Source organism: Stieleria sp. (assembly GCF_041595215.1).
In the GTDB taxonomy this organism is placed as follows: domain Bacteria; phylum Planctomycetota; class Planctomycetia; order Pirellulales; family Pirellulaceae; genus Stieleria; species Stieleria magnilauensis.
Window position 1 is genome coordinate 1 of record NZ_JBFHKV010000955.1, and the last position, 3,369, is coordinate 3,369.

At 56.5% G+C, this 3,369-nt stretch carries 3 protein-coding genes; all 3 read left to right on the forward strand.

The window, feature by feature from the left end; genetic code table 11:
* Nucleotides 1-119 precede the first annotated feature (119 nt).
* The 3 genes from ABX749_RS26750 to ABX749_RS26760 all read left to right on the forward strand — a co-directional run bounded on the left by ABX749_RS26750 (nt 120) and on the right by ABX749_RS26760 (nt 3,137).
* The gene (locus ABX749_RS26750; protein WP_372898695.1) at nt 120-1,988 is read left to right on the forward strand and encodes an ATP-binding protein; all 1,869 of its coding nucleotides are present in this window, start codon (nt 120-122) and stop codon (nt 1,986-1,988) included.
* Nucleotides 1,985-2,422: a response regulator gene (locus ABX749_RS26755; RefSeq protein WP_372898697.1), complete on the forward strand. Its 438-nt coding sequence runs from the start codon at nt 1,985-1,987 to the stop codon at nt 2,420-2,422. Before ABX749_RS26750 ends, ABX749_RS26755 begins: the two co-directional genes overlap by 4 nt.
* Nucleotides 2,423-2,624: 202 nt before the next feature.
* Nucleotides 2,625-3,137 carry a PleD family two-component system response regulator gene (locus ABX749_RS26760; protein ID WP_372898698.1) on the forward strand — a complete coding sequence of 171 codons (513 nt, stop codon included), beginning with the start codon at nt 2,625-2,627 and terminating at the stop codon, nt 3,135-3,137.
* The last annotated feature ends 232 nt before the right edge of the window (nt 3,138-3,369 follow it).

The following is a 3,369-nucleotide window of genomic DNA, read 5'->3' on the forward strand; positions in this document are numbered from 1 at the left end:
AGCAATGTCGCCGTCTGGAACACCGTGATGAAAAACTATGAATCCACGTTGAGCGCTTGGAACGAGTTTCTGACCGCGAACTAAAGCCCACCTACGTCACTTTCGACACCCTTTCGAGAATGTTTCAGCTGTCGCTAAAACGAAAGATCTATCTCGGCTTCGGCATCATCTTGATGCTGGTGTTCGGCAATGCGCTGGCGGTCTATATCGGATCCAAACGGATCACGAACGAAACCAACCGGATGAGCGAGATCGAAGCGGTCAACGCCGTCGTGCTCGGCTTGGATCGCGATGTTCAAGAGCTGCGGTTGCGGGCCGACCGCTTTGTCTTTTCCGGCCGTCAATCACAGTCCGACGCCGCCAAGGAGATCTTTGAGCGGCTCCGCGTCAACATCGAAACGGCAACGAAGCAGCAGACGGATCCCGAATTGGTAACGCTGTTCGAACAGATCAACTCACGCGTGACGGAGTATGCAGAACATTTTGATTCCGTCATCGTCGAACGAAAAATCCGGCAAGACCTGGTCGAACAGCAGTTGCCGGCATTGGCCAAACGGATCGAAGATTGCACGTCGCGATTGTCCGATCAGTTGTCCGGACTCGAGGTCGATGATCAAAACCGTTTGGCATTGGTGCGGTCCCAATCCGCCTTTTCCCGAGCGGAAAAGTTTCTGTTGAAGTATTTCGAAAATCCCGACGGTGAATTGGTCGCCGCGTCGATCGAAGCGATCAACAACGCCGTCTCACAACTCGATCAAATTCAAGTTGACGGGGGACAAGTCGAAGAGATCATTCAGGCGATTCGGGACTATGAAGGTGTCGGACTGCGGGCCGTGCAAGCGACACGCAGTTATCTGTTTCTTCGCAACGTGGTCATCGCCGGTGAGGAGTCGGAGGTGTCGTACTATTCGGCGCAACTGCGTTCTCAAGCCGAAGCTCGCCGTGAGTTCATCGCCTCGCAGTTGGCGGCCACCACGTATCGTGTCCGGCTACTCTCCTTGGGCATCGTCGTGACCGCCGTCGGATTGTCGTTGTTGATCGCTACCCGATTGGCGCTGCTGATCGTCACCCCCATTTCCGATCTGACCAAGACGTTCGAGCGACTGTCCAGTGGGGAGGTGTTGGCAGATGTGCCGGGGACCGAAAGGACCGACGAGATCGGCAAAATGGCCACGGCGGCACGCATTTTTAGTGACCAAAACCTGCGGACCCGAGAACTGTTGCAGCAGTCCCAGGCACTCGGACGTGAACTCCGTGAAAAAGCCTCGCAGCTGCAGGCGACCAACGAAGAACTCGACAGCTTTGCCTACGTGGCCTCGCACGACTTGCGTTCACCGCTGCGCGGGATCAAACACTTGGCCCAGTGGATCGAAGAGGATGTTCGCGACGACCTGTCCAGTGACGGCGAAGTCTATCTGGACAATCTGAAAGTCAGGGTCGGCAAACTGGAAGTCCTGCTGGAGGACCTGTTAGATTTCTCACGCGTCGGCAGAATCAATCCGCCTTCAGAGATCGTCGAAGTTCGATCGGTGCTTGAAAACATTGTCGACATGGTCAGCAATCCGCAATCGATTGAAGTCAAGTGGCCGGATGATCTGCCGGTGTTCGAAACCGTTCGACCGCCGCTCGAACAGGTGTTCATGAATCTGGTCGGCAACGCGATCAAGCACAACGACAAGGGCGCCCAGGGCTGCGTCGAGGTGACGTGGGCAGACGGCGACCATCAGTTTCGATTCTCCGTCCGCGACAACGGCCCCGGGATCGAAGCGACCAACTTCGATCGTATCTTTCAGATGTATCAGCGAGTCGGCAATCCCACGGTCGAAGGCAGCGGCATGGGGCTGGCGATCGTCAAGAAGCAAGTCGAATACTTCGGCGGCACGATTGAAGTGGAATCAGAACTCGGCCGCGGAACCACCTTTCATTTTTCCTGGCCTCGCGAGCTAGCGGCAACGTCCCCTGAAGCCTTCTGTGGAGCATCGATATGAGCAATGGCACGCCGACAATCTTGGTCGTCGAAGACGACTTCGTCGATCTGGAAATCATCCGACGGGGAGTGGCAAAACGTGGTTTGAAGGCCGACATCCTCAACGCGACCGATGGCGCCGCGGCGCTCCAGTTGTTGCGTTCGGACCGCTTGACGCCGGAGCAACGCGGTCAGCTGGTCGTGTTGCTGGACATCAACATGCCGGGAATGAACGGGCATCAGTTTCTGGACGAAATCCGAGCCGACGAAACGCTTCGCCATACCGTCATTTTCATCCTCACCACCTCGGATCACCCGCGCGACGTGACGCGGGCCTACGAACGGAATGTTGCCGGATACTTTGTGAAGTCGAACCTGGGGGGGCTGTTGGAAACGCTCTCCTCGTATCTCAATCACGTCAAATTTCCTCCCGTGGCAATGTTACAAACCAGCTGATTGTCGGTGTTCCTTCAACTCAGCTGAACAAACCTGCATCCCGCGCCACGGCGATCTACGTATTAATTGAAGCAATCGCAAGCCTCGGTCACCCCTGCCGGCATCCCTCCCAAAACGTGCCATCGGTGATTCGCACACCCGGCCTGTCCTGATTGCCCTCCACTGGCTCCCGCCCCTCCAATCCCCCACCTGGAGAACCAAAATGTCAAGCCTGATCAGCAAGCCGTCCCGAACACGCAAACGCCCCTTACAACAGGTGGTGCAAGCCCGCTTGGCCAAGCGGAAGGCGAGCGGGAACGACGGAGGGTGGAGCGATCCGTCCAAGGCGACTCGGACACCACGGATCCTGTGCATCGACGATGACCCCGAGATTTGTCGCACGTTGGAAATGCGTCTGAGTGAGTACCAGGCGGAAGTCCTGGTCGCCTACTTCGGTACGCAAGGGTTTTGGGAAGCGATCACCGATCATCCCGATCTGATTCTGATGGATGTCTCGATGCCCAGTGGGGACGGACGCTTTGTGTTGGAATCATTGCGAAACAACCAGGCGACCGAGGGGATTCCCGTGATTGTATTGACGGGCATGCGTGACCCCGAATTGCAAGCTGAAATGCTGGCGTTGGGTGCGGACAGCTTTCTCAATAAACCGATTCATTTCGATGTGTTGCTCCGCGAAATGCAATCCTTCGTCCAACTTTCAAAACGCACCGAGTAGCCCGCCGCGTCTTGGTGAACTGCCACGCCGTCGCGAACTGCTCGGACGCGACGGAAACGGGGTGGGGCCGAAAACGCACAACCGCGAAGGAGAGAGTCATGGTGATCGCAGAACAAAAGACGCAGTTAAGAATCCTATTGATCGAAGATGATTGCGTTGACGGCGAGTCGGTCACGCGATCGCTGAACAAGGCGTTTCCCAATTGCGGCGTCCGGCGTGTGCGATGCTTGGG

Excerpts from the sequence above, each read along its gene's own strand:
- ABX749_RS26750 (WP_372898695.1), top strand. The coding sequence starts at position 120 with ATGTTTCAGCTGTCGCTAAAACGAAAGATCTATCTCGGCTTCGGCATC.
- ABX749_RS26755 (WP_372898697.1), top strand. The coding sequence starts at position 1,985 with ATGAGCAATGGCACGCCGACAATCTTGGTCGTCGAAGACGACTTCGTC.
- ABX749_RS26760 (WP_372898698.1), top strand. The coding sequence starts at position 2,625 with ATGTCAAGCCTGATCAGCAAGCCGTCCCGAACACGCAAACGCCCCTTA.